Annotated in this window: 19 protein-coding genes and 1 pseudogene; 11 read left to right on the top strand and 9 right to left on the bottom strand. The window is 61.7% G+C overall.

All coding sequences use genetic code 11. The features are described 5' to 3' along the window. The 7 genes and pseudogenes from AC22G6_RS05470 to AC22G6_RS05440 all read right to left on the bottom strand — a co-directional run. Positions 1 to 249: pseudogene (locus AC22G6_RS05470) on the bottom strand (NAD(P)(+) transhydrogenase (Re/Si-specific) subunit alpha); the annotation flags it as partial. Between the two features lie 266 nt (positions 250 to 515). After that, positions 516 to 1,289, bottom strand: coding sequence for a PP2C family protein-serine/threonine phosphatase (locus AC22G6_RS05465; RefSeq protein ID WP_487365928.1), 774 nt, complete (start codon positions 1,287 to 1,289; stop codon positions 516 to 518). A 148-nt stretch (positions 1,290 to 1,437) separates the two neighbouring features. Then, a complete protein-coding gene (glcF, locus tag AC22G6_RS05460; RefSeq protein ID WP_487365927.1) occupies positions 1,438 to 2,682 on the bottom strand; it encodes a glycolate oxidase subunit GlcF in 1,245 nt (414 codons plus the stop codon). A 2-nt stretch (positions 2,683 to 2,684) separates the two neighbouring features. Continuing rightward, positions 2,685 to 3,755, bottom strand: coding sequence for a glycolate oxidase subunit GlcE (glcE, locus tag AC22G6_RS05455; protein WP_487365926.1), 1,071 nt, complete (start codon positions 3,753 to 3,755; stop codon positions 2,685 to 2,687). Then, on the bottom strand, positions 3,752 to 3,886 hold the full coding sequence (locus AC22G6_RS05450) for a hypothetical protein (RefSeq protein WP_487365925.1): 135 nt from the start codon (positions 3,884 to 3,886) through the stop codon (positions 3,752 to 3,754). The genes glcE and AC22G6_RS05450 overlap by 4 nt, the downstream gene beginning before the upstream one ends. A gap of 12 nt (positions 3,887 to 3,898) precedes the next feature. Next, entirely contained in the window at positions 3,899 to 5,407 is a 1,509-nt protein-coding gene (locus tag AC22G6_RS05445; RefSeq protein ID WP_487365924.1) for an FAD-linked oxidase C-terminal domain-containing protein, read from the bottom strand. Beyond that, complete coding sequence (locus tag AC22G6_RS05440; protein ID WP_487365923.1) at positions 5,404 to 6,189, bottom strand: FadR/GntR family transcriptional regulator; 786 nt, start codon at positions 6,187 to 6,189, stop codon at positions 5,404 to 5,406. Before AC22G6_RS05440 ends, AC22G6_RS05445 begins: the two co-directional genes overlap by 4 nt. 159 nt (positions 6,190 to 6,348) lie before the next feature. Here AC22G6_RS05440 and AC22G6_RS05435 point away from each other — a divergent pair, with 159 nt between their 5' ends. From AC22G6_RS05435 to AC22G6_RS05400, 8 genes are all read left to right on the top strand, one after another. Beyond that, positions 6,349 to 8,043, top strand: coding sequence for a SulP family inorganic anion transporter (locus tag AC22G6_RS05435; RefSeq protein WP_487365922.1), 1,695 nt, complete (start codon positions 6,349 to 6,351; stop codon positions 8,041 to 8,043). 85 nt (positions 8,044 to 8,128) lie between these two features. Then, positions 8,129 to 8,440, top strand: a complete 312-nt coding sequence (rplU, locus tag AC22G6_RS05430) for a 50S ribosomal protein L21 (RefSeq protein ID WP_108949261.1) — start codon at positions 8,129 to 8,131, stop codon at positions 8,438 to 8,440. An 18-nt stretch (positions 8,441 to 8,458) separates the two neighbouring features. Next, positions 8,459 to 8,728 (top strand): 50S ribosomal protein L27, encoded by a 270-nt coding sequence (rpmA, locus tag AC22G6_RS05425; RefSeq protein ID WP_108949262.1) that lies wholly within the window; start codon positions 8,459 to 8,461, stop codon positions 8,726 to 8,728. 153 nt (positions 8,729 to 8,881) lie between these two features. Continuing rightward, positions 8,882 to 10,087 carry an Obg family GTPase CgtA gene (gene cgtA / locus AC22G6_RS05420; RefSeq protein WP_487365921.1) on the top strand — a complete coding sequence of 402 codons (1,206 nt, stop codon included), beginning with the start codon at positions 8,882 to 8,884 and terminating at the stop codon, positions 10,085 to 10,087. Positions 10,088 to 10,112: 25 nt separating this feature from the next. After that, the gene (gene proB, locus AC22G6_RS05415) at positions 10,113 to 11,228 is read left to right on the top strand and encodes a glutamate 5-kinase (protein ID WP_487365920.1); all 1,116 of its coding nucleotides are present in this window, start codon (positions 10,113 to 10,115) and stop codon (positions 11,226 to 11,228) included. Positions 11,229 to 11,376: 148 nt separating this feature from the next. After that, a complete protein-coding gene (locus AC22G6_RS05410; protein WP_487365919.1) occupies positions 11,377 to 12,456 on the top strand; it encodes an adenine nucleotide alpha hydrolase family protein in 1,080 nt (359 codons plus the stop codon). Between the two features lies 1 nt (position 12,457). Beyond that, entirely contained in the window at positions 12,458 to 14,236 is a 1,779-nt protein-coding gene (locus AC22G6_RS05405) for an AMP-dependent synthetase/ligase (protein ID WP_487365918.1), read from the top strand. After that, positions 14,233 to 15,369 carry an SDR family oxidoreductase gene (locus AC22G6_RS05400; RefSeq protein WP_487365917.1) on the top strand — a complete coding sequence of 379 codons (1,137 nt, stop codon included), beginning with the start codon at positions 14,233 to 14,235 and terminating at the stop codon, positions 15,367 to 15,369. The genes AC22G6_RS05405 and AC22G6_RS05400 overlap by 4 nt, the downstream gene beginning before the upstream one ends. Positions 15,370 to 15,506: 137 nt before the next feature. Here AC22G6_RS05400 and AC22G6_RS05395 read toward each other — a convergent pair whose 3' ends face one another. Then, on the bottom strand, positions 15,507 to 16,352 hold the full coding sequence (locus tag AC22G6_RS05395; protein ID WP_108949268.1) for a PEP-CTERM sorting domain-containing protein: 846 nt from the start codon (positions 16,350 to 16,352) through the stop codon (positions 15,507 to 15,509). A gap of 301 nt (positions 16,353 to 16,653) precedes the next feature. Continuing rightward, positions 16,654 to 18,345, bottom strand: a complete 1,692-nt coding sequence (locus AC22G6_RS05390; RefSeq protein ID WP_487365916.1) for an FAD-binding oxidoreductase — start codon at positions 18,343 to 18,345, stop codon at positions 16,654 to 16,656. A gap of 407 nt (positions 18,346 to 18,752) precedes the next feature. On the opposite strand from AC22G6_RS05390, the gene AC22G6_RS05385 reads away from it, so the two are divergent. Genes AC22G6_RS05385 through AC22G6_RS05375 form a run of 3 tightly spaced genes read left to right on the top strand, consistent with a single transcriptional unit; the run spans position 18,753 to position 22,005 of the window. Beyond that, positions 18,753 to 19,994, top strand: coding sequence for an ABC transporter permease (locus AC22G6_RS05385; protein ID WP_487365915.1), 1,242 nt, complete (start codon positions 18,753 to 18,755; stop codon positions 19,992 to 19,994). A 5-nt stretch (positions 19,995 to 19,999) separates the two neighbouring features. After that, a complete protein-coding gene (locus tag AC22G6_RS05380; protein WP_487365914.1) occupies positions 20,000 to 21,211 on the top strand; it encodes an ABC transporter permease in 1,212 nt (403 codons plus the stop codon). Positions 21,212 to 21,231: 20 nt separating this feature from the next. Beyond that, on the top strand, positions 21,232 to 22,005 hold the full coding sequence (locus AC22G6_RS05375) for a PEP-CTERM/exosortase system-associated acyltransferase (RefSeq protein WP_487365913.1): 774 nt from the start codon (positions 21,232 to 21,234) through the stop codon (positions 22,003 to 22,005). Positions 22,006 to 22,054 lie beyond the last annotated feature (49 nt).

The raw sequence follows: 22,054 nt of genomic DNA, 5'->3' as shown, positions 1-22,054 counted from the left end.
CGCAATCGACGCCGCCGTCGGCGGCTGCACGCACAGCACCACCTCCGCTTCGCCGAACACCGCTGCGACGTCATCGACCAGACTGACCTCGGCAAACGCTTCATCACGGAAATGCGCCGGCACGCCTGCGCCGGTCTGCATCACCACATGGGCACCGAGGCCCTGATATTTCTTGACCACATCCGGCACGACCGACAAGCGTCGTTCTCCATCAACGGTCTCCGCTGGCACTCCGATCAACAGAGGCATGGGCGACTCCTCCCTTAGGGATTGAAAAGGCTTAAGGTACGTCGGGCCTGTGAATTATTGTAGTTTCTCCCTGCCTTACACCGTTACAGTGCCGGGCCGACGCTGATCAGATATTACCGCGTCTCACGTTGGCTGCAACTCTGCCGACATGAAAGCGCACGGGAATCGGGTAAGACCGGAAGAAAAACGGGGAAAGTGGACGCCGAATGACGCCCCGATGGCGCGAAGCCGGCACGCCGCCCCGGCGCTCGCGACGCGCGGGCTTCTCAGCTGCTCACGATAGCCGCCACTGCAGGCACTTCGACAAAATTGATGATGGCCAGGGAGATATTGTCTCCATAGCCCTCGGCGCGAACCCGCGCCTCGTCGATGAGAAACTGCGCAGCCTCACGCGCCTTGCGTGAATGGAGCGCGTCCGCGAGTTCCTGATCGGAGAAATAGGCCCAAAGACCGTCGGAGCAGATCAGGAAGCTGTCGCCACCCGCAAGCGATGAAGTGCAGCCGTGGCTGATCTGGGGCAAGCGATCGCTGCCAAGACATGACAGCAGTACGTTGCGCTGCGGGTGATTGAGCGCTGCAGCCTCATCCAGCCTGCCCTTGCGCTGCAGTTCGCCAACCAGCGAATGATCGCGGCTTCGAGCCAGTGGCTTTCCATCGCGAAAATGATAGAGCCTTGAATCGCCGCAATGCGCCCAGTAAGCCCGGCCATCGAAAAGCATGAAGACGACGACCGTGCTGTGCGGATCCTGCTCGCTGGTGAAGCGAGTCAGGCGGATGACCGTATGCGCTTCATTGATCACGCCATCCAGCAGATGTTCGGGGGTTTCGTGCATGGGCGCGAAGGCCTCGAAGTTCTGCCTGGCCTTGAGCATCACCTGCTCTGCCGCCATGGCGCCGCCACTATGACCGCCCATGCCATCGGCAAGCACCGCCATCATCGTGCCGCGTCGCGTCGGATGCGCGAATAGCGCAACGCGATCCTGCTGCTCCTTGCGGTCGCCGATATGACGCGCTACACAGGTTTCGACGGAAATGGGCATGACAAGGCTGGCTACAACGAAGGTCGCAATGATAGCAATGACTGCCCACGCTGGGGCGTCATTGCCAGGCTGGAGCCACGCTTACTGCAAACACCGTGACGAAAATCACGGCATCAGCTGCATTCTATGCGCTTGTCACGCCAAAAGATCAAGCTGGAAATCCGTTGAGTCGCGAATCGACAAGCTCGATCCAGTGCCGTACCGGCGTCTGTGTTCCTGCCTGCAAGTGTGTGATGCAGCCGATGTTCGCCGACGCAATCGCGCCCGCCCCGCCTTCGCACAGGGCCGCCAGCTTGTTGTCACGCAGCGTGTGCGAGAGCTCGGGCTGCAGCAGCGAGTAGGTGCCAGCCGAACCGCAGCAAAGATGGGCATCACGCACCGGCGTCAGATCATAGCCCGCAGCATCCAGCAGACGCTCGACGCCGCCACGCAACTTGAGGCCGTGCTGCAGCGAACAGGGCGCATGCCATGCCAGCGGCGTGCGCCCGTTGCCCTTGGCTGCAAGCAGACGCGCCAGATTGTCGACCTCGGCAACGATGACCTCGCTGATATCGCGCGTCAGCTCACTCACTTTTCGTGCCTTTTCGGCATATGCAGGATCGTTGCGCAGAATGTGCCCGTAATCCTTGACCTGGGAGCCGCATCCAGACGCTGTCATGACGATGGATTCGATATCGCCGGCCTCAATCACCGGCCACCATGCGTCGATATTGCGCTTCATGTCCGCCTTGCCACCTTCGTGATCGTTGAGGTGGTGGCGTACCGCACCGCAGCAACCTGCGCCCGGCGCCTCCTGCAGCGAAATGCCGAGCGTATCCAGCACCCGCGCCGCCGCCGCGTTGATCGAAGGCGCCATCGAAGGCTGCACGCAACCGGCCAGGGTCAGCATGCGCCGGCCGTGACGAGGGCGCGGCCACGGGCCTGCGGGTCGTGCAAGCGGAACCTTGTCCTTGAGCGTCTCCGGCAACATGCCGCGCACCATCCGCCCCGCCTTCATCGCCGCGCCGAACAGACCCGCACGCGGAACGAACTCGCGCAAGGCCCAGCGCACTGCGCGATCGGCTCCTCGACGCGGCACCTTGGTCTCGACCACATGACGGCCAATATCGACCAGGCGCCCGTACTGCACCCCCGACGGACAGGTGGACTCGCAAGACCGGCACGTCAGGCAGCGGTCGAGATGCTGCCGGGTCTTTTCGGTCGGCTCGTGGCCTTCCAGCACCTGCTTGATCAGGTAGATGCGGCCACGCGGGCCGTCGAGTTCATCGCCGAGCAACTGGTAGGTCGGGCAGGTGGCGGTGCAGAAACCACAATGCACGCAGTTGCGCAGGATTTCGTCGGCCTCGCGTCCATCGGGTGTATCGCGAATAAAGTCGGCAAGCTGGGTCTGCATGCTCAGATTCCTTGGTAGAGCCGGCCGGGGTTGAGGATCCCCGCGGGATCGAAGGCCGCCTTCAGGCGCCGGTGGATGGTCAGCAAGGGCGCAGCGAGCGGGGCAAACACGTCGCCGCTGCGATCGCCGCCACGGAACAGGCTTGCATGCCCGCCGAGCGCCGCAGCGCGGGCGCGGATCTCGTCCGCAGGCGCGTCCGAGATGAGCCAGCGCTGCGCGCCACCCCATTCGATGAGCTGCCTGCCCGCAAGCTGCAGCGGTTCCGCCACGCTGGGTAACGACAAGCGCCACAAGGGCATGTCGGCGCTGTCTGCAAAGAAGCCAGCCTGCTGCTCACGCAGGGACTGCCAGAACATCGGGGCGGCCTGTTCATCGAGCGCATCACCTCCGAGCCGGGAACACGCCGCGCTCACCGCCGCTTCCGCCCCCGACAGCCGCAGCGTGAGCGCGCCGTCCGCCCAGGCCGAGGCGGACACGGGCAAAGGCTGACCACCCCATTCGTTGAGCCGGTCGATGGCTTCCGCCTCGGAGAGCTGGAACCGCAGGGTCTGCTCCGCCACCGGGCGTGGCAGCACCTTGAGCGAAACTTCGAGAATGATGCCCAAGGTGCCCAGACTGCCAGCAATCAGCCGCGATACGTCGTAGCCAGCCACGTTCTTCATCACCTGCCCGCCGAAGGACATCACTTCGCCGCGACCGTCGACAATCTTTACACCGAGCATGAAGTCGCGAACCGCGCCGGCCGATGCCCGCCTCGGCCCGGAAAGGCCTGCCGCCACGCAGCCTGCAAGCGTTGCGCCGGCGCCGAAGTGCGGCGGCTCGAAGGCGAGGAACTGGTTCTGCTCCGCAAGCACTGTCTCCAGCTCGGCCAGCGGCGTGCCGCCGCGTGCAGTCACCACCAGCTCGGTCGGCTCGTAGCTGACAATGCCGCGATGCGACGCGACGTTCAGCACTTCGCCGTGCGCTTCGCGTCCCACAAAACGCTTGCTGCCGCCGCCTTCGATACACAGCGGCGTACCGCTGGCAGCCGCCTCCCGAATCTGCTCGGCCCAGGCCGAAACCAAGTCACTCATCGCTCATCCACCTTGTCTTTAGTCTTGTGCTCCGGGCCACGCCCGATGCGACCGCGCAACGTCAGCCACGCACCGATCAGGGACATCACCGGCACCGCAACGAACAGAAACTGCATCCAGCCCTTGTCCACGCCGAGTTGCCCTCAGAAGCGCGGCAGTTCCGGATGCGGCAGTTCGCCTCCCTTCACATGCATGCGCCCGTACTCGGCACAGCGGTTCAGGGTCGGAATCGCCTTACCCGGATTGAGCAGGCCCGCGGGATCGAATGCGGCCTTGACGCGGAAGAACTGATGCAGTTCGCTGCGCTTGAACTGCGAGCACATCTGGTTGATCTTCTCGATGCCCACCCCATGCTCGCCAGTGATGGTGCCGCCGAGGGTGACCGACAGCTCAAGAATCTCCGCACCGAACGCCTCCGCCCGGTGAAGCTCGCCTTCCTGGTTGGCATCGAACAGGATCAGCGGGTGCAGGTTGCCGTCGCCCGCGTGAAAGACGTTGATGCAGCGCAGTGCGTAACGCGTCTCCATGTCCTGGATGGCGCTCAGCATCTCGCCCAGACGCTTGCGCGGAATCGTGCCGTCCATGCAGTAATAGTCGGGAGAGATTCGGCCTGCAGCCGGGAACGCCGCCTTGCGCCCTGCCCAGAAGCGCATCCGCTCTGCTTCATCACGCGACACCCGGATTTCCGTTGCGCCGCTGTGTTCGAGCACCGCACGCACGCGGGCAATCTCTTCGGCCACCTCCTCCGGCGTACCGTCGGACTCGCACAGCAGGATGGCCTTGGCATCCAGCGGATAGCCGGCCCGCACGAACTCCTCAACCGCAGCGGTCGCCGCCTGGTCCATCATCTCCAGCCCTGCCGGGATGATGCCGGCGGCAATGATCGCGGCCACCGCATCGCCCGCGCGGATGACATCATCGAACGCGGCGAGCACGCACTGCGCAAGCTGCGGCTTGGGCGTGAGCTTGACCGTAACCTCGGTGACCACCGCCAGCATGCCCTCGGAGCCGGTGATGAGCGCAAGCAGGTCGTAACCGGGCGCATCGAGCGCATGGTTGCCGAACTCGACCACCTCGCCATCGATGGTGACGCCGCGCACGCGGAGCAGGTTGTGCACCGTGAGTCCGTACTTCAGGCAATGTACGCCGCCCGAGTTCTCGGCCACATTGCCGCCGATGGAGCACGCAATCTGCGACGACGGATCCGGCGCGTAGTACAGACCGTGCGGCGCGGCGGCCTCGGAAATCGCCAGATTGCGCACCCCGGGCTGCACGACCGCAGTACGCGCATGCGGATCCAGCTTGAGGATGCGATTGAATCGCGCCAGTGACAGCAGCACCCCGTGGGTATGCGGCAACGCGCCCCCCGACAGCCCCGTCCCCGCACCCCGGGCCACCACCGGCACCCCAAGCTCGGAGCAGGCCTTGAGCACTTCAACCACCTGCGCCTCGGTCGTTGGCAGCGCGACGACCAGCGGCAGCGCACGATAGGCGGCAAGGCCATCGCACTCGTAGGGCCGCAGATCCTCACTTTCGTACATCAGGGCACCCGGCGGAAGCACGCGCGCGAGCGCTTCGACCACCCGCGCCTTGTCGACCGCGGAGAAATCCGCCTCCTGTTCGCCGAGGGCGATGTCCTCATTCAGATTCATGCTGTCTCTCCATGCTTTCCCGCCCGATTGAACGCACTTTCGATCCGATTCTCATGCCGTGCCACGACACCCAGACGGCAGGCTGCCGCACCGAGATGGGCTCTTGCCGCCTCGCCGGCGGCCTGTGCATCGCCGAGCTCGATTGCTGCAAAAATACGCCGGTGCTCCGCCTGCGCATTGGCGGCACGACCTGCGCGATGCCCCTCCTCACTCCACGTCGGCAGGCGTGATGCAGAAAACTGCCGCCCCATGTAGGTCAGGAAGCGCTCCAGCTGACGATTGCCGGATGCGGCGGCGACCGCCACATGAAAAGCGTCATCCGCCGACGCGCCGCCCTCGCCCAGCTGCAGGGCCCGCTCCATCTCATCGAGCGCAGCCGCGATCCGCGACAGGCTCTCCGGGGTGCGACGCTGCGCGGCCAACTCGGCAGCGCCACTTTCGACCATCGTACGCAACTCGAATGTATCCGCCACATCCTCGTCAGCAGGAGCTGACTCGCGCACAAGCCGAAAACTGCTTTCCCCCGGCGCCGCGGCAACGAAGGCCCCGAGACCCTGCCGCGTTTCCACGCAGCCTTCCGCCTTGAGACGGGAGATGGCCTCGCGCACGACCGCGCGACTGACGCCGAACCGTTCGCACAACAGCTTTTCGGTAGGCAGCTGCGTGCCGGGCACCAGGCCCAGCTCGCCAATCCACGCTTCGATCTCGCGTGAAACCGTATCGCTGAGCCGCGGAGGCCGGTTCAGTGGGCGCCGGGAGGAGGTTGTCAACTTGTCAGACATGTTGCAAATGATAGCGCAGCAGGGCCCGCAGACGATTGGGGTTTTCCCGACTCCCTGTATCCATGGCCTCGCCACGGCAGCGCCTTGAGTGCGACGCGTCTGCCACGCATCCCTCAGCATTTGCTAATATTCGCCCTCGATTCTTGTCCGGGCAATGTCATGACCACTCGCGCCTCTGCAGCGCGGCTCCTGCCCTTTTTGGCCTGGCCCGGCCAGTGGGCCAGGTACGGCATTCGCGGCGATCTCATTGCCGGCCTCACGGTTGCGCTGGTGATGGTGCCGCAGTCGCTCGCCTACGCGCAGCTCGGCTCGCTCCCGCCCTACATCGGCCTCTACGCAGCCTTGCTGCCCGCGCTCGTTGGCGCGCTCTTTGGCTCCTGCGGCCAGCTTTCCACGGGACCGGTCGCCCTGACTTCACTGCTGACCGGTGCAAGCCTGTTGCCGCTCGCAAGTCCCGATACGCCCGAGTTCCTTGCACTGGCAGTCCTGCTGGCCCTGATGTCCGGTCTCATCCAGCTCGCCCTCGGCGTGCTGCGCTTGGGCTGGCTGCTCAATCTGCTGTCACATCCTGTGCTGATGGGTTTCATCAACGCCGCTGCGCTGGTGATCTGCATGTCACAGCTCCCCCCCCTGGTCGGCGTCAAGCTGCACAACGGCGGTCAGTTTCTTGCAGACTTTCTGAACGCACTCGGCGAAGCAGGCAACATTCACCTTCAATCAGCCGCCTTTGGCATCGGCGCGCTCATATCCCTGACACTTCTGCGCCGCCTGGCGCCACGCCTGCCCGGCGTACTGATCGTTGTCGGCACCAGCATTGCCCTCTCGGCGTGGCTGGAATTTGCCGCTCAGGGCGGCGCAGTGGTGGGCGCAATCCCTGCAGGACTCCCGCCGCTGTCGATACCCGACATCAGAACGGACGCCATGGTCACCTTGCTGCCCACTGCCTTCGTGATCGCGCTTGTCAGTTTCATGGAAGCCGCCTCGAGCGCTAAGGTCATCTCCGGCAAACTGCGCGAGCCCTGGGACCAGAATCAGGAGCTCATCGGACAGGGCCTGTCGAAGCTCGCCTCGGCCTTCACCGGCAGCCTCCCGACCAGCGCCTCGTTCTCCCGTTCCGCACTCAGTTTCAACAACGGCGCGCGCACCGGCCTGTCCGCACTGGTCACGGTCGCCGTGGTCGTGGCGACGCTGATCTTCTTCACGCCACTGCTCTGGCATCTGCCCAAGCCCGTGCTGGCTGCGGTCATTCTTCAGGCCGTGTTCAACCTGCTCGATCTCAAGGCTCTGAAGAAAGCCTGGCAGGCAAACCGTGACGACGGCGTTGCGGCAGCCCTCACCTTTGTCGCCACGCTCTCCTTCGCCCCCAACATCCAGAACGGCATCCTGACCGGCCTGCTGCTGTCGCTGTCGCTGATGGTCTATCGCAGCATGACGCCGCGCGTCGCGCTGCTGGGACTGCACGCCGACGGCACCTATCGCGACCTCGAACGCTTTGACCTCGCCCATCCCCATCCGCACGTCGTCATCCTGCGCTTCGACAGCCCGCTGAGCTTCGTCACCGCCGCCACCTTCGAGGACGCCACCCTGCGGGCCGCGCGCGCCCAGCCGGATGTGCGCACCGTGCTGATCTCGGGCGCTGGCATCAATGACATCGACGCCACCGGCCTGCACATGCTCACAGCCCTGGTCGACCGCTTTGCGCTTCAGGGCCAGGCACTCGCCTTCTGCGGACTCAAGAAACAGGTCATCGACGCCATGCAACGCGACGGCCTGTGGCCTCGAATCGAGCCCCACGCGGCCTACCGTACCGAACAGCAGGCACTGGACCAGCTGCTCCAGGACGCACCCGAGTGATTACGCACTGATTAATATTGACTTTTCCCTGCACACGCAATACAGTACCCGACTCTTTGCAAAAACCATCAATCGGAGCAACTCCATGTACGCGGTGATAAAAACCGGTGGCAAGCAGTATCGCGTCGTCGCCGGCGAAAAGATCAAGGTAGAACAGATACCGGCCGACGTGGGTTCCCAAATCACCATCGACCAGATTCTCATGGTCGGCGAAGGCGAGGCCGTCAAGATCGGCACGCCGGTGGTTTCCGGAGCTTCCGTCACGGCTTCCGTGGTGTCCCACGGTCGTCACGACAAAATCAAGATTTTCAAGATGCGCCGCCGTAAGCACTTCCAGAAGCACCAGGGGCATCGTCAGAACTACACCGAAATCCGCATCGACGCGATTTCGGCCTGAGCCAGGAGGTAAGTCGACATGGCACATAAAAAAGCTGGCGGTAGTTCCCGTAACGGCCGCGACTCAGAATCGAAACGACTCGGCGTAAAGCGCTACGGCGGTCAGTTCGTACTCGCAGGCAACATCATTGTTCGCCAGCGTGGCACCGAATATCACCCGGGCGACAACGTCGGCATCGGCAAGGATCACACCCTTTTCGCACTGACCAACGGCACCGTCAAGTTCATGGTGAAGGGCCCTGCCCGTCGCCGTACCGTGACGATTCTGCCTGAGGCAGCCGAGGCCTGATTTTCGCCTCGCGACCGGAAAAGCCCTATCCTTGCGGTAGGGCTTTTTTGTTTGTATCGCATCACCTGCTTTACCCGCTCCATAACCAGTACCCCTGCGACCCGGCTCGCGGCACCTGCCGCACCTGCCGCGTCCCTGCCAGCCGGAAGCATCATGAAGTTTTTTGACGAAGCCCGAATTGAAGTTGTTGCCGGAGACGGCGGCAACGGTGTTGCCACCTTCCGCCGCGAGAAATACATTCCGCGTGGCGGCCCCAACGGTGGCGACGGCGGTCGCGGCGGCAGCGTGTACGCAGTGGCCGACCGCAACATTAACACCCTGATCGACTATCGCTATACCCGCCACTTCCGCGCTGAGCGTGGCGAGAACGGCGGCAGCCGGGACTGTTACGGCAAGGGCGGCGAGGACATCACCCTGCGCTTCCCTGTCGGCACGGTGATCACCGAGCACGAAACGGGCGAGATGATTGCCGACCTCGACGAGGACGGCAAGAAGATCCTGATCGCCAGCGGCGGCCGCGGCGGTCTGGGCAACATCCACTTCAAGTCGAGCACCAACCGCGCACCACGCAAGCGCACCATGGGCCAGGAAGGCGAGCGGCACATGCTGCACCTCGAGCTCAAGGTGCTCGCCGACGTCGGTCTGCTCGGCCTGCCCAACGCCGGCAAGTCGACCTTCATCCGCGCCGTCTCTGCAGCCAAGCCCAAGGTCGCCGACTACCCCTTCACCACGCTGGCGCCGAACCTTGGCGTTGTCCGCACGGCCGAAAGCCGCAGCTTCGTGATTGCCGACATTCCCGGCCTGATCGAAGGCGCGGCCGAAGGCGCCGGCCTCGGCCACCAGTTCCTGCGTCACCTGCAGCGCACCCATGTGCTGCTGCACCTGGTCGACCTCGCTCCCTTCGACCCCGAAGCCGACCCCGTGCGTGACGCCAAGGCCATCGTTGATGAGCTGCGCAAGTACGACGAGGAGCTCTACAACAAGCCGCGCTGGCTCGCCCTCAACAAGCTCGACCTGATCCCGGAAGAAGAGCGCGCCGAACGCATCGCCGCCTTCCTCGAGGCCTACGGTCCGGTGGAACGCCACTTCGAGATCTCCGCACTCAAGGGCGACGGCTGCAAGCCGCTGGTCTTCGCCATTCAGGACTTCCTCGACGGTGAGCGCGCGCGCATCGAAGCCGAACGCCAGGAACGCCTCGCGGCCGAGCAAAGCCGCCTTGCAGCGATCGACGCCGCACGTGCCGAGGCAGAAGCTGCCGCGCTCGAAGCCGACCTCGACGAAGAGGACGACGAGGATGATGAGCGCGACGACGATAACGGCAGCGAAGCCGATCAGCAGGACGACACCACTCCCCGCTAACACTGCACCCAGGCAGTCGAACACCATGAGAGAGAAGATCAGGAATGCGCGCCGGCTGGTCGTAAAGGTCGGCAGCGCCCTTGTCACCAACAACGGCGCAGGCCTCGATCACGCCGCACTCGACGACTGGGCGCGTCAGATCGCGGTACTGCGCAGCAACGGCCGCGAAGTCGCCCTGGTCTCCTCCGGCGCCATCGCGGCGGGCATGCAACGACTGGACTGGACCAAGCGCCCGCAGGAGATGCACAAACTGCAGGCCGCTGCTGCAGTCGGCCAGATGGGCCTTGTCGAAGCCTACGAGAAGGCCTTCTCGCGCCACGGCCTGCAGACCGCGCAGATCCTGCTTACGCACGCCGACCTCGCCAACCGCACCCGTTACCTCAACGCCCGTTCGACGCTCACCACCCTGCTCGGACTCGGCGTGATTCCGATCATCAACGAGAACGACACCGTCGTGACCGACGAGATCAAGTTCGGCGACAACGACACACTGGGCGCGCTGGTCGCCAACCTGATCGAAGCCGAGACACTGATCATCCTCACCGATCAGAACGGCCTGTACACCGCCGACCCGCGCAAGGACCCTGCAGCAAGCCTGATCGGAGAAGGTCGCGCGGAAGACCCCGTGTACGAGTCCATGGCAGGCGGCGCCGGCAGCGGCATCAGCAAGGGCGGCATGATCACCAAGATCAAGGCCGCGCAGCGCGCCGCCCGCAGCGGTGCCCACACCTGCATTGCCAGCGGCCGCGAAACGAACCCGCTGCTGCGCATTGCCGCAGGCGAACCCGTCGGCACCCTGCTCTACGCCAGCAGCTCGCCGCTTCAGGCGCGCAAGCAATGGCTTGCCGATCACCTGCAACTGGCCGGCGATCTTGTGATCGACGATGGCGCAGTTACCGCGCTGAAGAACGGCCGCAGCCTGCTCCCCGTGGGCCTGATCGAGGTCAGGGGCGACTTCAGGCGTGGCGCAGCAGTGGCCTGCCGCAGCATCACCGGCGAGGAAGTGGCCAGAGGCCTGGTCAATTACAGCGCATCCGAATGCCGCCGCATCGCCCGAAAGCCGACCAGCGAGATCGAGAACCTGCTTGGCTACATCGACGAACCGGAACTGATACACCGGAACAACATGATTGGTCGCTGAGGGTTGCGCGTCGCTCTGCGACGAAATGCACACGCACCCAAAGAGTGCAAAGTACAATCTGTCTGTGCTTCCGGAACAATGGTTATGCAAATAACATGCCTGGGCAAATAGGATCGCCTTTGCGCCAGGCTGCACAGGAGGCGTCAGAATGACCAAGTGCAGAAAATGCCTGCTCCCGGCCTCAGCACCTGGAGCGGACCTTGACAACGCGGGTGTCTGTGCGTTTTGCCGGCAGAGCGCACCGCAAGAGAAGACCCCCCCTTCGTCGGCGGCTTTTCTCGACGACCTCGAGACAACGCTTGCCGCCTGTCGCAACAATCCCAATTCAGAATACGACTGCATCGTCCCACTCAGTGGCGGCAAGGACAGCCTCTACCTGCTACACCGCCTGAAGGTCGACTACGGCATGAGGGTGCTGGCGTTCACATGCGACATCGACCTTCCGCCCGTTGCGTGGAAGAATATCCGACTCGCACTCAAGAAACTCGATATCGACCATCTGGTATTTGCGCCCGCCTTTGGCTTTCTGAGCAAGCTCTTCCGCTACCTGCTTTGCAACCAGGAAGCCCGCGGTGCCGTATATACCGTTTCATACGTCTATGCCCCGCTTTTTGAGGGTGCAGCGATTCGGCTGGCGATCGAGAAGAACATTCCACTGATTCTGGCCGGCTACTCGCCGGGCCAGCCGGAGCCGGAGCGCATGCTATACGAGTTTTCTCCGACGCTCATTCGCGAAGAAGACTGGACGCCGCCTCACCTTGCGGCCTGCGGCGAGTTCTCGGAAGCTGAACTCACCGCCTTTTACAACCCGAAGAAGCTCCCCGCCGCAACCGCATTCCCGCGTTACCTTGCCCCGTACCACGCCTGGGACTACGATCAGGACAAAGTCATCCGGAAGGTCACCGAACTCGGACTGGTGCAGCGCAGCTCGCATGCAAGCCCGATCGTTAGCAATTACCCGATCAACTGGCTCATGATGTACTCGGATCTCAAACAATTCGGCTACAACCCATACGCACCGGAGTTTGCAGCGCTGATCCGCGAGGGAAAGGCGAGTCTTGCATACTGGCGCGTCATGGCTCCCGTCGTCGACTTCATGATTCGCAACAAGCTGGGCCTTGGCAGGGAGGTCAGACGCAGCATGGAATGGCTCGGACTGCGAGACGATGACCTGCGCATCAACCTGCCCAAGGGCGCGTACGACCCTCCGTTGCTGCGCGACGCCTGACATGCCCGCCCCGACAACAACCCTGCCAGAGCGACTGCTCGCGCGGTGCAAGGACACCCCGGATGCTGTCGCCTATCTCCATCAGGGTGATGATGGAAAATGGCTGCCCGTCACGTGGCATACCGTTGCTCAGCGAGCAATCGGCATCGCTCGCGGGCTCTCACTGCTTGGCGTGCAAGCAGGTGATCGCGTGGCAATCATGCTGCCCACCTCACCAGAATGGGAATACTGTCAGCAGGCCGTGCTCATGCTTGGCGCAACGGTGGTCGGAATCGACGCTCATGACGCCCCGTCCAATCTGCACCATATCCTTGAGCTGACTCAGCCGCGCGCGCTGGTCACAGGTAACGAGCGTCAGGTTGCGGTCATCAGGGAAACCTGGCGGGCGCCCGAGATTGTCGTGGTCGCCGTACCCGAGGAGACCCACCCGGATATCCACGCACTTGCGGACTTTTTGCAGACACTTGAGACGCACGCGACGCCCCCCCCAGCGCCCTCGCCCGACGACGTTGCAACAATCGTATTTACATCGGGAAGCACGGGGACACCGAAAGGCATTGCGTACACTCACCGCCAGGTTGCGCTTGCCTGCGATGCGATTCTTGATCGCTTTCCCTCGATTTCCAACGAGACCACCCTCGTTTGCTGGCTGCCACTCTCCAATCTGTTTCAGCGCATCATCAACCTGTGCGCAATTGTCTGTGGCGCAAGATCCTATTTTGTTTCCAACCCGCAGGACATCGTCCGCCTTCTCCCGGAGATCCAGCCCTCCCTGTTTATCGGCGTACCGCGATTTTTCGAGAAGCTGCATGCGGGCATCATGGCAGAGGTCGCGAAGCAGCCCGCACCTGTCAGGCTGCTGATTGCTGCGGCTTGGACAACGGGCATGAAGGCTGCAGCAATGCAACGGTCTCATGGTCAGGTCAGCCTCACCTGGCGCGCCCTGTCCATGCTCGCCAACCCGATACTGGCACGCTTGCGCGCAGTCATGGGCCAGCGCATGCAGTTCATGGTCAGCGGCTCGGCGCCGCTACCCTCGTGGCTCATGGATCGCTTTCACGGCCTTGGCTGGCTTGTGCTTGAAGCCTACGGTATCAGTGAAAACGTCATGCCGGTCGCACTGAACACCCCGACGCAGTACCGGTTCGGCAGCGTAGGGCGCGCATTGCCAGGAAACGAACTCCTTGTTGCCGAAGACGGCGAACTACTCATACGTGGAGATGGCGTGTTCAGCGGCTACTACGGGGCAGACGCGCACGACACCCCCATAGACAGCGAAGCGTACCTGCACACCGGGGACTTCGCCCGACTCGACGCCGACGGTTACGTCTGGCTTGAAGGGCGCAAGAGCGAGGTCTTCAAGACCTCGACCGGGAGGCGGATCGCGCCAGCCCCACTGGAGGCAGCGCTCAAACAGATCGATTATGTCGATCACGCCATTATCGTGGGGCGGAACCGCCCTTTCCCGGTGGCCATCGTTACTCTCAGCCCTGAACACGAAATGGGAAAGCAGGTACAAACGCCTGAGGGGCAAAGGACGATAAGCAGTGACGTCGCCAGGGCATGCGAAGCATTTACCCCCTACCAGCGCCCAGGCGCGGTCATCGCAAGCACAAGACCACTCGGAATTGCGACTGGCGAGCTTACCGCAAACCTGAAAATTCGTCGCAAACAGGTTGAAACGCGATTCGAGCGCGATATCGAGCGGGCCTATGAAGCCCCGCGCCTGTCACCTGACACGGACATCCGAACCAACCCTCCGGTGATTCTGACCCCATGAATACTTATTTCCTGACCGGCGCATCCGGTGCCGTTGGCAGCGCGATCGTCCCCCTGCTTCATGCCAACGAGAACGTGAAACTGCGCATTCTGCTGCGCGCTGAATCGGATCAGCATCTCGCAGAGAGATTCGAGAAACTGTGTGCGTTCTGGGGGATCGCGGCTGACGCCGAAACCCGGCGCCGTATCACCCCCCTGCGCGGAGACGCAGCCGAACCCGACTTCGGAATGCCTCCCGACGATTACGCCAAAGTCGTCAGTGACACCACTCATATCGTTCATTGCGCTGCGAGCGTACGGATGAACCTCAGCCTGGAAGAGGCCCGTCACTCAGCGGTAGGTTCGATGCAAGCCATTCTGACGCTCGCCCGGAAGCTTGCCGAGAACGGCACCCTCCGCAAGATCGATCTGGTGAGCACTGTCGGCATTGCGGGAAAGCGCTCGGGCGCGCTGCCCGAGACCTGGATCGATGAGCCCCGCGAGTTTCACAACACCTACGAACAATCGAAATCCGAAGCCGAGGCCTTGGCACGCAAAGCCCTCGAAGAGGAGAAACTGCCCATCACGATCCACCGGCCAAGCATGGTGATCGGCGACTCGCGCGACGGCAAGATCATCCACTTTCAGATTTTCTACTTTATCTGTGACTTCCTTTCCGGGCGCCGCACGTTTGGCCTGTACCCGGACTTTGGAGACGTTCGCCTCGACACCATTCCGGTTAACACGGTTGCCAGCACGATCGTCTCCTCAAGCACCGATCCCGAAACAGTCGGATCGATCTTCCACCTGTGTTCGGGTCCCGAGAAATCGATCAGACTCGTCGACCTTCGCCTGCTTGTCAGGGACGCATTCCACAGGCACGGACTCAACGTCCCGTTTGCACTGAAACTGCCTATTGGTCTTTTCATGGGCGCGCTCAACCTTGCCGGGCGATTCATGCAACCGGAGCAGAGGCGAGCGCTGGCAACGCTTCCGATCTACATGGACTACCTTGCCGATCAGCAGGGCTTCGATAATCGGAAGTACAGCGCCTGGCTTGAAAGCCGAAAAGAGGCGATTCCCGACGCCAAGGACTACTTGCCGCGAGTGCTCGCACGTTTTCTTGAGCAGAAACATCCGCTCGGGCCCAACTGAAGGGTCTCTGCGAGGTAGCGACAGCCAGACAGCTCACGAGCCTCCCGCAACGTCCGCATCTGTTGTCACAGAGCGGGGATCACACCACAAAAAAAGGGCACCCGAAGGTGCCCTTTTTCACAGCCACTGATCAACGATCAGGCGCGACGGCGACGTACCAGACCACCGCCGAGAAGGCCGAGGGCCAGAAGCGCCAGCGTACCGGGTTCCGGAACCTCTGCAACACCGCGGGTGTTCAGCGTACCAGCCAGACACCATGCGCCGGTTGCTGCAGTACCGGTCGAGCAACCGTTTGCCAGTCCGCCAGAAACGTCCAACGGATTCAGAACGAAGTTGTTGGCCGATTCCGTGTAAGCGAGGTCAGCCGTACCACCCGCAGCGTCGGGCACGCCGTTGCCGTCAAGGAAGGCAGCAAAAGCCGCATTTCCAGCAGCGGTGTCAACATCAAGCAGACCGTTGCCGAAGAAGTTCAGCGTTGCGCCGCTGAGGTTACCGGATGCCTGACTGACCACGTTGGCCGGAGTCGCGCCACCAAGGTTGCCGTGTCCGGTCAGCGACGCATACAGCGTGCCGCCCATGATCGTAGCCAGGTTCGCGTTCGAGTTCTGCGTCAGCAGGTTCAGCAGCGGACCGTTGAGGTAGTACAGGTTGACATCGGTACCGGTGAACTGGATGTCGGTTGCCGACGTGAAGGTACCGCCGGTGAAGTTCACCGTGTAGAACAGGCCGCATCCACCGCCAGCGGTGCAGTAGTTGCTGTTGCCGTTGATCGTGGTGATGTAGCCGTAGCCCATGCCAGAACCCGTACCCGGTGCAGTGGTGGCCGGATTGATGAACTGCTGGGCAAGCGTCATCGTTTCGATGTGGGTATTGGACGCACCAAGCGTACCAAAGTCAATGCCTGCAACCACCACGGCGGAAGCAGGAGCACTTGCCAGGGCTGCGCCGGTTGCGAGTGCGATCGCGATAAGATTTTTTTTCATTCCAGCACCTCTTGAGTAGTGTGAATTCGTTGCAGAACATCCGCTGCTACCAATAAGCAGTTAGCGTGCCAACAGTGTGGAATGACGTCTAAGCCAATGTTTTACAATAATTAAAAACAAAAACTCTCATTGCGAAAAAGCGTCCTGGATTCGTGAATGTAAAAAATCCCGACAGCCACACCAGCATCACAAAGCGGTTAATCCCGCCCGAAACCTGAACGCTTCCCCACACACCCGCGATGCCAATGCCTTTCCTTGAATTCACCGCGATGTGCCGGAGCATGCGGCTTCACACCACGGGTCAGAGGCCGGGAGGATCAGTCGGCTCGACGCCGCTCGCCGGCATTGCACTACCGACATCGTAGCGGCCCGGCGCTATCACCCCCTTGGGGTCCAGCGCCTTCTTGATGCGACCATTCAGACTCTTCAGTTCGGGGGCTCCGCGATAAACAGAGTCCCACCCGGCCAGCCCCGCGCGATACTGTTGAAGATTGACCGCCTGCATATCCTGCACCAGACGCGCGTAAAGTCCCTTTGCGCGCTCTACCTCATCAGGACTTTCCTTGTCATAGATGATCGCCATCAGGCACACGACTGAGCGCGGATTCATCATGAGCATGGCAACGTAGAAATCAAAGTCGTACTCTTCGAAGGTTTTTCGCGAGTCGGCAAGGTAACGGACGATCTCGGCGCCGATCACCGGCAGGATCGGCGCAAACCAGATCAGCCCGCAGCGGTCGGCAGCTGGATCGACATCGCTGTCCGGACGCGATGCGCCATGCCGGTAATAGGCATGCCGCACGAAGTACTCTGTCGGAATGCCTTTCAGAATCCTGTGCGCGTGAGGCGCAAGCTCAAGGACTGGAAGTGAGGTCTTGCCCAATCCATGCAGGAACGGCAGCATCCAGTCGTTTTTCTTCACCAGTCTGACGAGCTTATCGAGGAGCGATAGCCGCCCATCGGTCAGAAAAATCAAGCGCCCATAGGGGCCGAGCTCGCGGCGCAGCAGCTTGCGCTGCACCTTCACCTGCTCGCGCGTACCGTACAGCCCTCCGCCACAACTCCAAGGCGAGATTCGATACTTGTGCCGAAGGCCGTCAAGGTCAGCGGCGGAAAGCCGCCCCTTGGACGGCACATCTTCATGCAGGCGTTGTGTCAGAACGGTGATTGTGACGAAGTCATTGATCATGTGCAGCTTGCTTACAGCCACGCCCAACAGCGCAAGCTTGCGGTATGCGTCCATGACGGCCGGCACGTCGGCCTCATTTCGAATTTCAAAGACATAGGAATTGTATTCTTCAGGCTCAGGCATCAACCACAAGCCCGCCTGTGTCACCACCCCGAGGTTCGACTGGCTGAACAGCCCCTCGATATAGGGCCCCAAGCCCCATTTGTGTGTATGCCAGGTTCTTTGCGATTTCGACGAAGTACCAATCTGAACCAACTCGCCTGTCGGCAAGACGACTTCAAGGCCGCAGAGGTTTCCGAAGTGATCCCCGTAAGGCGTTTCACCAATACCTCGCTCCAGGGCGTTGCCAATGACGCTGCCTTCCGGAGGACCATCTGTGCAGTCCGCCCAAAGCCTGGAGCCTGTCTCCCTGAGATAGGCGTTCAACTGCTGGTAGCTTACGCCGGGCTCAATGACGACATAGGCGAGTTCTTCATTTACCTCAAGCACGCGGTTCATGCGCTCAAGGATGAGCACGATCGCGCCATCCTCAGTCGCCAGCGACGCCCCATAGCCCCAGTTCTTTCCCGTGCTGAACGGCCAGATCGTCAGTCCGTGCTCGCCAGCAAGCTTGATGACCCGGGAAACCTCCTCCCCGCTCCTCGGGAAGACGACCGCTGCGCAACGTTTCTGCCACGGAATGGTGCACCGGGAATAACGATCGAGATCTTCGCTGCTTGTACAGACGAACTCCGACCCGACGATTGCTTTCAGCTGGTCGGAAACCTGCTGCGTAAACCGCGTTTCGCTTTGTGTATTTGGCATCGTTCGTCCAGTCCTATTTGAGCGAATTTTGTGGATTGAGGCTTTGGAGCATTCAGCAGTACAAGGCTTCCCGATTGTCTCCCGAGCCTTCGCCTGCAGATCCTGTTCGTCCAGAGGCAGTTGCAGAGCCAGCCATTGCCGCCGACTGCGATGCGCCCTTCAACGATCCCCAGACATCCTGCAGGCAGTACTGAGGCAAGCTTACCAAAACCCTTCCCGTCCACGCACCGGAACTGCAGGGCGCACCTCTCGCCATCGCGCACAGTCAATCAACCTCGGTCTGCGCCCTCACGCAGCCGTTGCGCCAGAGACCTGCGCTCGCTTGGCACCGCTTCCAGGCGACAACTCCGTGCATTATTGGTCCAATGAAAATATGATAAGCGTCAAATGATGGACGCCGACCTCTAATGCATCTCCCCCCAGTGACACTCGCTCGCCAATCGATCGCGCTGGCAGCACGAAACGTTGCTCGCCAGAGGAGACGGGCACTTCTCGCGTTGGCAACATTGGCCGGAGGAGTGATTGCATATCTTCTCGCCGGTGGTTTCATCAACTGGATATACCAGGATATGCGGGAGTCGACGATCCACTCCCAGCTTGGCCACATCCAGATCACACGCCCAGGCTACTTTCGCGAAGGACTGGGTGATCCATACGCCTATCTGTTGCCCAGCGACACGGCTGCGGTGACCGAAGCGGTGGGCGAGCGACTCCGTACGGTAGCCCCACGGCTCGCATTCAGCGGCCTTCTCAGCAAGGACGACGCAACGGTGTCGTTTGTTGGCGAGGGTATCGACCCGGAACGAGAAGCCCCAATCACGCGTGCAATTATTATTGCCGCGGGATCCGATCTGCCAAACAGCCCACCTAACTCGGTTTTGCTGGGCGAAGGGCTGGCGGCAAATCTGGGTGCAGTACCGGGAGACTCGGTCGTACTGCTCGCGACCACTGCGTCCGGGGGGGCAAATGCAGTAGAGCTGACCGTGTCCGGCACCTTTGCAACTGTCACCAAGGCCTACGACGATACAGTGCTCCGGGTCCCGATTGACGTCGCTCGCAAACTCATGAGGGTGGACGGATCGACCAGTTGGGCGGTGCTTCTTGATCGCACCGCGGCAACGGCGGAAGTTGCCCAATCTCTCCGCAAAGCCCTGCCTGCCGCAGAGTTCGAGGTTATCCCCTGGAGTGAGCTCGCCGATTTCTACAACAAGACGGTAGAACTGTTCTCGCGCCAGATTGGTGTCGTACGGATCCTGATTGCACTGATCGTCATACTCAGTATCTCCAATACGCTTTCAATGGCCGTCATTGAACGCACTGGCGAAATCGGAACCTCCATGGCGCTTGGAGTTCGGCGACGTGGCGTTCTGACGCTGTTCATTTTCGAGGGGGCGCTACTGGGGCTCGCTGGAGGCATCATCGGCGTTGCGCTCGGCTACCTGTGCGGGGAGATCGTTTCGCTGATCGGCATTCCAATGCCGCCACCGCCAGGCATGGCACGTGGGTATATCGGCGCCATTTCCATTTCGCCGGCCTTGGCAATCGATGCGTTCCTACTGGCATTCGTGACGACCCTGCTCGCCAGCGTATTCCCCGCATGGAAGGCGTCACGCATGAATATCGTTGACGCGCTGCGTCACCAGCGGTGAGCACGATGCTATTCAAACTCGCTCTGCGCAATATCTTCCGCCAGAAAGTCCGGACCGCAATGACACTTGCAGCGATCATCTTCGGCGTAGCCGGACTGATTCTGTCGGGTGGCTTCGTTCAGGACATTTTCGTGCAGTTGGGGGAGGCAATCATTCACTCCCAAACAGGCCACGTACAGGTATTTCGCCAAGACTTTCTGGAGAAGGGCACACGTCAGCCGGACCGCTACCTGATCGACCAACCGGAAGCCGTCGCCGACCTGATCAAGGCGCAACCGGGGGTCAACGAAGTGGCTGCGCGTCTGAGCTTTGCAGGCCTGCTCAACAATGGCAAACGTGACCTGCCGATCATCGGCGAGGGGGTAGAGCCGGACAAGGAGTCCCGTCTGGGCACCTATCTCAGCATTACGGCGGGGCGTCAACTGACCGACGACGACACCTTCGGAATGATGATCGGACAGGGCGTCGCTCACTCCCTCGGCGTCAAGCCCGGCGACTCGGTCATCCTGGTCATGAACACGACAGATGGCGCACTCAATACGCTCGACTTCGAGATCATTGGCGTCTTCCAGAGCTTTTCCAAGGATTTCGACGCCAGAGCTGTACGCATTACCCTTGGTGCCGCCCGCGAACTGATGGCTACGGCGGGCGCTAATCTGCTGGTGGTAACGCTCGATCGCACCGAGGACACAGAGACTTCTCAGGCGGCCATTGCAGGCGCCCTCCCTGCGGGACTGGACTCACGCAACTGGCGGCAACTTTCGGATTTCTACGACAAGACCCTGCAGCTGTATGACAGACAGTTTGGCGTGTTGCAGCTGATCATCCTTTTCATGGTCGTGCTCTCTGTTGCAAACACCGTCAACATGAGCGCCTTCGAGCGCCTTGGTGAGTTCGGAACCTTACAGGCGTTGGGCAACACGCGCAGGCAGGTTTTCCGCCTGATCCTGCTCGAGAATGCACTGCTGGGTCTGATTGGTGCGACACTCGGTGTGCTGGCTGGCATCATCCTTGCGGTAACGATTTCCGCAATCGGCATCCCGATGCCTCCGCCTCCGAATGCAAACGTGGGCTACACGGCATTTATCAGGGTAGATTCCGCCACTATTGCGATTGCCTTCCTGATCGGGGTGGCTGCAGCTGCGCTTGCTGCCATATTTCCTGCGAACCGTGTAGCGTCAACGCCTGTCGTCGACGCACTCCGGCAGAGCAACTAACGCTTTCAGGCTCACGAATCATGAAGATCTTCGAACGCTTCAACCTCGGCCACGGCTTTCGCAAGTACTTCGAGATTGCACCGGCAACGAACGAAGCCCTGCGCAACGACGTCTTCCGCATCCGCCACGAAGTCTATTGCGAAGAGCTGAAGTTCGAGCCGGAGCGTCCTGACCGGCTTGAAACCGACGAATACGATCCGCACAGCCTGCACTGCCTGATCCGCACCTCGAACGCACCCAATCACCTGGTGGGGTGCACCCGGCTGGTATTGGCAAAGCCGGACGATCCGCTTGCGCCGCTGCCATTCGAACGTACCTGTGCGAGCACGCTTGACCGCTCGATCATCGATCCGCTAAAGCTTCCGCGCGGCCGCATCGCAGAGGTGTCGCGCCTTGCGGTGCGAGGCACGTACCGGCGACGGAAAGGCGACGACAAGGCCGCAGTCGCGATCAGTGACGATGACTTCGGTACGGGCGACCGCCCTCGCTTTCCCTACATTCCGATCGGCCTCTACCTCGGGGCCGTGGCACTGGCTGCGCGCAGCGGCATCGACACGTTGTTCGTCCTCACCGAACCGCGTCTCGCGTCGCACTTCGGCAAGCTCGGCGTCGACATCCGTCAGATCGGCGGGCCGGTGGAGCACCGGGGCACTCGCGTTCCTTCAATGATGGACGTGCCCAGCATCATCAAGAACATGCGTTTTCTTGTAAAGCCGATGTGGCGCGTGGTGCAGGAAGAGATCGAGAACGGCTTCGAAGACGCATCAGGCAGCAAGAAGCTCACCGGGGACTGAACGCGCGTGCGGCACCTTGCCTGCGCCCTCTCCAAATAAACGAAGGCCC

The sequence above is a fragment of the Parazoarcus sp. PS-13 R2A genome (genome assembly GCF_057621855.1).
Note: the sequence above shows the minus strand (reverse complement) of the source record. Positions and strands in the feature narration are given on the sequence as shown.

What these genes read in the sequence shown, in the direction of transcription:
- rplU (WP_108949261.1), top strand. Translation starts at nt 8,129, where the DNA reads ATGTACGCGGTGATAAAAACCGGTGGCAAGCAGTATCGCGTCGTCGCC.
- AC22G6_RS05405 (WP_487365918.1), top strand. Translation starts at nt 12,458, where the DNA reads ATGCCCGCCCCGACAACAACCCTGCCAGAGCGACTGCTCGCGCGGTGC.
- AC22G6_RS05395 (WP_108949268.1), bottom strand. Translation starts at nt 16,352, where the DNA reads ATGAAAAAAAATCTTATCGCGATCGCACTCGCAACCGGCGCAGCCCTG.
- AC22G6_RS05375 (WP_487365913.1), top strand. Translation starts at nt 21,232, where the DNA reads ATGAAGATCTTCGAACGCTTCAACCTCGGCCACGGCTTTCGCAAGTAC.
- AC22G6_RS05380 (WP_487365914.1), top strand. Translation starts at nt 20,000, where the DNA reads ATGCTATTCAAACTCGCTCTGCGCAATATCTTCCGCCAGAAAGTCCGG.
- AC22G6_RS05465 (WP_487365928.1), bottom strand. Translation starts at nt 1,289, where the DNA reads ATGCCCATTTCCGTCGAAACCTGTGTAGCGCGTCATATCGGCGACCGC.
- glcE (WP_487365926.1), bottom strand. Translation starts at nt 3,755, where the DNA reads ATGAGTGACTTGGTTTCGGCCTGGGCCGAGCAGATTCGGGAGGCGGCT.
- AC22G6_RS05400 (WP_487365917.1), top strand. Translation starts at nt 14,233, where the DNA reads ATGAATACTTATTTCCTGACCGGCGCATCCGGTGCCGTTGGCAGCGCG.
- AC22G6_RS05385 (WP_487365915.1), top strand. Translation starts at nt 18,753, where the DNA reads ATGCATCTCCCCCCAGTGACACTCGCTCGCCAATCGATCGCGCTGGCA.
- proB (WP_487365920.1), top strand. Translation starts at nt 10,113, where the DNA reads ATGAGAGAGAAGATCAGGAATGCGCGCCGGCTGGTCGTAAAGGTCGGC.
- AC22G6_RS05440 (WP_487365923.1), bottom strand. Translation starts at nt 6,189, where the DNA reads ATGTCTGACAAGTTGACAACCTCCTCCCGGCGCCCACTGAACCGGCCT.
- glcF (WP_487365927.1), bottom strand. Translation starts at nt 2,682, where the DNA reads ATGCAGACCCAGCTTGCCGACTTTATTCGCGATACACCCGATGGACGC.
- AC22G6_RS05435 (WP_487365922.1), top strand. Translation starts at nt 6,349, where the DNA reads ATGACCACTCGCGCCTCTGCAGCGCGGCTCCTGCCCTTTTTGGCCTGG.
- AC22G6_RS05410 (WP_487365919.1), top strand. Translation starts at nt 11,377, where the DNA reads ATGACCAAGTGCAGAAAATGCCTGCTCCCGGCCTCAGCACCTGGAGCG.
- AC22G6_RS05390 (WP_487365916.1), bottom strand. Translation starts at nt 18,345, where the DNA reads ATGCCAAATACACAAAGCGAAACGCGGTTTACGCAGCAGGTTTCCGAC.
- cgtA (WP_487365921.1), top strand. Translation starts at nt 8,882, where the DNA reads ATGAAGTTTTTTGACGAAGCCCGAATTGAAGTTGTTGCCGGAGACGGC.
- rpmA (WP_108949262.1), top strand. Translation starts at nt 8,459, where the DNA reads ATGGCACATAAAAAAGCTGGCGGTAGTTCCCGTAACGGCCGCGACTCA.
- AC22G6_RS05445 (WP_487365924.1), bottom strand. Translation starts at nt 5,407, where the DNA reads ATGAATCTGAATGAGGACATCGCCCTCGGCGAACAGGAGGCGGATTTC.